At 74.9% G+C, this 4,769-nt stretch carries 5 protein-coding genes; 2 read left to right on the plus strand and 3 right to left on the minus strand.

The annotated features are described in order from the left end of the window. Positions 1-269: 269 nt before the first annotated feature. Together GL263_RS21730 and GL263_RS21735 are read right to left on the minus strand one after the other, a co-directional pair. Positions 270-1,229 (minus strand): pyridoxamine 5'-phosphate oxidase family protein, encoded by a 960-nt coding sequence (locus GL263_RS21730; RefSeq protein ID WP_182857429.1) that lies wholly within the window; start codon positions 1,227-1,229, stop codon positions 270-272. A 97-nt stretch (positions 1,230-1,326) separates the two neighbouring features. Next, positions 1,327-1,614: a dsRBD fold-containing protein gene (locus GL263_RS21735; RefSeq protein ID WP_182857430.1), complete on the minus strand. Its 288-nt coding sequence runs from the start codon at positions 1,612-1,614 to the stop codon at positions 1,327-1,329. Positions 1,615-1,980: 366 nt separating this feature from the next. Between GL263_RS21735 and GL263_RS21740 the strand changes: the two genes are divergently transcribed. Further along, positions 1,981-3,504 (plus strand): bifunctional aminoglycoside phosphotransferase/ATP-binding protein, encoded by a 1,524-nt coding sequence (locus GL263_RS21740; protein WP_182857431.1) that lies wholly within the window; start codon positions 1,981-1,983, stop codon positions 3,502-3,504. Positions 3,505-3,681: 177 nt separating this feature from the next. Beyond that, a complete protein-coding gene (locus GL263_RS21745; protein ID WP_182857432.1) occupies positions 3,682-4,188 on the plus strand; it encodes a flavodoxin domain-containing protein in 507 nt (168 codons plus the stop codon). 69 nt (positions 4,189-4,257) lie between these two features. Here the strand turns inward: GL263_RS21745 and GL263_RS21750 are convergent. Next, positions 4,258-4,769, minus strand: a 512-nt coding sequence (locus GL263_RS21750) for a hypothetical protein (protein WP_182857433.1), incomplete at its 5' end; no start/stop codon positions are given.

Here is a 4,769-nt window from a genome sequence, read left to right on the forward strand (position 1 = left end):
GGAGTGGGGACTCTCGCGGCGGTCTGCTCGGCGTTCTCCCGCGCCGGCGGGATCGTGGTCGGCTCGGCCCCGGCGGTGGTCGTCTCGGCTTTCGGGACCGTCGTCTCACTGCTGTCGCTCACCCGGGACACGCTATCGATGCGCGGCGGACGCGGGCGGGTGGGGGCCGGTGTCTGTCCGAAGGGTCCAAGTGGCCCCGGTACCGCCCGGACCCGCGTCGAGGGCGGCGTGAGGCCCGACGGGTGGAGGCCACCCCCGCCGGCCCCGGTTCAGCGGTCGTCGGCCGAAGTGATGCGGCGGCCGGTGAGGCGGGTGGGACGGATCGACACCCACAGCTCGCGGCCGCCACCGGCCCAGGGTGGGGTGTGGGCGCGCCGGCTGAGTTCGCGCACGGAGTCGGGGTCGGTGACGACGGTGGCGGGTCCGACGGCGAGCACGCTCCACCCCTGGCTCTGCGCCTCGTCGATGTGGTCGACCTCGAACGCGACGTCCCTGCCGACCGCCTCCGCCGGTGCCGAGCCGGGGGTGGTGCGGAAGACGATGGTGTCGTCGACGAGGTCGTAGTTCACCGGGACGACGGCGGGGCCGCCGTCGGGCGAGGTCACGGCGACGCGCCCCACTCCGTGGCCGGCGAGCAGCGCGCGGCACTCCTCGGGGGCGAGGTCGCGCAGCCGAGGGTGCTGCAGGGCCGTTCCCTGGCCGGGCGGGGAGTCCGCGCCGCCGCCGCGCAGTGCGGCGACCGAGGTGCCCAGAGCGTCGGACAACCGGATGAGCGTCGACGCGGTCGGTGCGGACGGGTGCTCTTCGAGGTACCTCAGGTACTCCGGCGACACCCGTGCGCGGCGGGCGGTCTCCTCCCGGGTGAGCTTGCGGCGCCTGCGCTCCTCGGCGATCCGCCGTCCTATGTCGCCGGGCCCGACTCCGGACGGCCCGACTCCGGACAGCCCGACTGCGGACGGCCCGGCCGCGGACGGCGTCCAGGCCGCTGCCTCGGAGGTACGCGGGCGGTGGGACGGGTCGCGGCGGGGCTGCGACGGGTGGTGTTCGAGGTGGTGGACGTGTGCGTCGGGGCCGGGGTAGACAAGCGTCACGTCCCCGGTGTCGGACCAGCGGACGTCGTAGGGAGGTGTGCCGTCCTCGTGGCGGAGCCCGATGATCTCCCCGTCGCGTCCGGGGCCTCCGGTCCGCTGGCTTCTTATGACCAGTTGGTCACCGAGATGGGCTCGCATGACCGTCGTCCTTCCTCGCTGAGGTGGGGTGCTCGCCTCCCACGCCTCCCGTGAGCGGGAGAGCCCGGTGCGCCCGCCCGCGCCGGGCGGGCGTCGGTCACATGGACCAGCCGGTGAGCTGGTGGCGGCGTGGCCGGCTGGCGCCCATGCCTTCGATGTCCTTCTCCGCGATGTCCAGCAGCTTGCGCGCGAGGTTGTCCATCGCCCGGCCGGCGGCCAGTTCGTCGCCGATCTCGGGGACGTCGGTGTCCGTCGGATGGCAGTGCGCCGTGCCGTGGCCGGTGAGGGTGGTGGTACCGGTGTCCAGGACAACGCGGGCGGTGGTCGTGCCCCGGTCGTCCTCGAAGAGGTGGAGTCGGACCTTCCATTCCGCGGTGTGCGCCATTGTTTCCCTCCTCGGTGGGAGCGGACCGTGGTGGTCCTGCGACCGCCCCCGGGATCGGGCTTTCCCTCCCAGCGTGCGCCGGGGAGGGCCCCGGGCACAGGGCCGAAGGTCCCGGCGGGGCCGGTTTCCGTCCTCGGCCCGGCTCCGGGAGCACGGGCGGGGCTGCTGCGCCGGCGTGCGTGCCGGCCGGTAGTGCGGTAGTCCTCGGAAGGGAGGCCACCGAGCTCCGCGGGCGCGGCGTGCGGGCCCGGCGCCCCTCGTGTCCAGTGCCGCGCGGAACGAAAGGGCCCGACGTCATGCGATCCGTCCCCCTCGTGCGCATCGGCAGACCGCGCGGTGCCCGCACTCTCCCGCTCACCGGTCCTCGTGGCTGAGGCCGACCGCGACGGGGTGCCGCGGCGGGCCGCGGTACGCGAGACGCACACCGCGCTGGTGTTCTTCGCCGGCGACCGCGTGTACAAGGTGAAGAAGCCCGTCGACCTCGGGTTCGTGGACTACCGCACGGTGTCGGCCCGTCGCGCGACGTGCGAGAGGGAGGTGGCCCTCAACCGGCGCTTCTCCCCCGACGTGTACCTGGGTGTCGGCGAGCTGCGCGCGCCGGAGCGCGAGGAGCCCGAACCGCTTGTGGTGATGCGGCGTATGCCGGACGGCCGCCGTCTGGCCCGGCTGGTACGGGAGGGCGTCGACGTCCGGGACGCGCTGCGGGCGCTCGCGCGCATGCTGGCCGTGTGGCACGCCCGGGCGCCACGCGGCCCGGCGGTGGTGCGCGAGGGCACCCGGGACGCGCTCGCAGGACGCTGGGAGGACAGCTTCGCGCAGGTCCGGGCGCTTGCCGAGGACGGTCCGGTACCGGACGGGGTGGCGGAGGTGCGGCATCTGGTGCGCCGCTACCTGGCCGGCCGGAAGCCGCTGTTCGACAGTCGAATCGAGGAGGGGCGGGTGGTCGACGGCCACGGGGACCTCCTCGCCGAGGACGTCTTCTGCCTGGACGACGGCCCGCGGGTGCTGGACTGCCTGGAGTTCGACGACCGGCTGCGCTACGTCGACGGCCTGGACGACGCGGCGTTCCTCGCGATGGACCTGGAACGGCTCGACGCGCCCGGGGCGGCGGCGTACTTCCTCGCCCGGTACGGCGAGTTCGCCGGTGATCCCGCACCGCCTTCGCTGTGGCACCACTACGTCGCGTACCGCGCGTTTGTGCGCGCGAAGGTGTCGCTGGTGCAGGCACGGCAGGGCGCGCCGGACGCGGAGCCGGCCGCGCGGCGGCTGGTGGAGATGACACTCGGTCACCTGCGGCGGTCCGCCGCGGTGTTGGTCCTTGTCGGAGGTCTGCCGGGCAGCGGCAAGAGCACCCTCGCGGGGGCGCTCGCCGACCGGCTGGGCCTCACGGTGCTGAGCAGTGACCGCATGCGCAAGGAACTGGCGGGCCTCCCCGTGGAGCGGTCGGCGGCGGCCGGCTACCGGGAGGGGCTGTACACGCCGGAGTGGACGGCCAGGACGTACGCCGCGCTGCTGGAGCGGGCTGCCGCCCTGTTGTCGTCCGGGGAGTCGGTGGTGCTGGACGCGAGCTGGTCCGACGCGGCCCGGCGCGCCGCCGCCGCGGACGTGGCCGAGCGGTCCGGCGCCGAACTGGTCGCGCTGCGTTGCGACGCGCCGCACGAGGTGACGGCGGCCCGGCTGGCGGCCCGGGCCACCGGTGCCTCGGACGCCGATCCGCGGATCGCCGCCGCCATGGCCGCCGACGAGCAGCCGTGGCCCGGGGCCGTGCCCGTCGACACCGGGGGGCGACTGGAGGACTCGGTCGCCTGGGCGCTGGCGGCCGTACGCCCGTGGGGCGGAGGAGAAAGCGATGCCCCCGCGTTCCGGCGTCCCGGTGCGGGGACCGCGTGAGCGGGCGGTCCGGTCGACCGCCTCGACGGGTGTCGAAGGGCTCGCTTCCGCCGGGCGGGCGAGTCGAGCCGTCCGGGTGGGTGGCCGTGGCGTACGCGCCGAGGGCCGGTGGGCACGCCATTCTGGGAGCGGAGGCCGGCTGGTCACCGGGCGGCAGGGAGGAAGGGAGCGGGCGCCATGGACGTCCTCGTCGGTTACGCGACGGTGCACGGTTCGACCCGGGAGATCGCCGAACGCCTCGCCGGTGTGCTGCGGCGGGCGGGCGTGGAGGCGGAGGCCCGGCAGATGGGGCAGGTCGACGACCTGAGCGGGTACCGGGCGTTTGTCCTCGGCAGCGCGGTGCACGGTCAGAAGTGGCTCGGCCCGGCGCTCGCCTTCGTGCGGGAGAACCCGGACACCCTGGCCGCCCGGCCGGTGTGGGTCTTCAGCGTGGGCATGCCGGGAGCGCTGCGGGGACCGTGGAAGGGGCTCGCTCCGAAGGAGATCCCGGTGATCGAGGAGGGGCTGGCCGGGCTGCCCCGCCGGGAGCACCGCCTGTTCTCGGGAGTGGTCGCGCCGTGGCAGCTCAACCGGCTGGGCCGACTGCTGTTCCGGCTGGTGGGGGGCCGTTTTGGTGACTACCGGGACTGGGCGGCGATCGAGTCCTGGGCGGTGGAGATCGCCGAGGCGCTGAGCGCCGAGTGAGCCACGGGCCGCAGCGGCGCGCGGTGGACGTCCGGCGCCTCGACGGGGACGCGGCCCGGCGGGCCGCCGTCAGAAGCGGGCGGTGGAGACGACGTAGACCTGGGGGCGTTCGGGGCGGGTGAGGTCGACGGTGACGGCGACCTCGGGGCGGTGTTCCGGCAGGTCGACGGTGGTGGAGGCGAAGCTGCGGCCGGCGGAGCGCAGGTCCCAGCCGACGACGTCGGCCCGCGTGTCGCTGATGGACCGGCCCGGGGTGAGGTCCGACCTGGTCAGGCCGAGGGTGGCGAGGAAGCCGTCGAGCCGTTCCGGCGAGGTGCGGAACTGGACGTAGAGGGAGCTCTCCCGCCAGCTGTTCGTCTCGAAGTAGGCCACGTACGTGGCGCGGGACGGGATCGGCACCTCGTAGATGCGGCGGGTCACCCGGCTCGGCCAGTCCCAGACGAGGCTGGTGGCGGAGGCGATCTGCTGCTTGTCCTTGCCGCTGTCGCGGCTCTGGTGGGCGGAGAGCACGAGGTAGCCGGCGGGCAGGGCGACCAGCAGGACGACCACGACGGCGGTCACCAGGCGGCGCAGCGGTGAGG

Origin of the sequence: Streptomyces durbertensis (genome assembly GCF_014156695.1) — a bacterium.
Classification (GTDB): Bacteria; Actinomycetota; Actinomycetes; order Streptomycetales; family Streptomycetaceae; genus Streptomyces; species Streptomyces durbertensis.

Excerpts from the sequence above, each read along its gene's own strand:
- GL263_RS21730 (WP_182857429.1), bottom strand. The coding sequence starts at position 1,229 with ATGCGAGCCCATCTCGGTGACCAACTGGTCATAAGAAGCCAGCGGACC.
- GL263_RS21735 (WP_182857430.1), bottom strand. The coding sequence starts at position 1,614 with ATGGCGCACACCGCGGAATGGAAGGTCCGACTCCACCTCTTCGAGGAC.
- GL263_RS21745 (WP_182857432.1), top strand. The coding sequence starts at position 3,682 with ATGGACGTCCTCGTCGGTTACGCGACGGTGCACGGTTCGACCCGGGAG.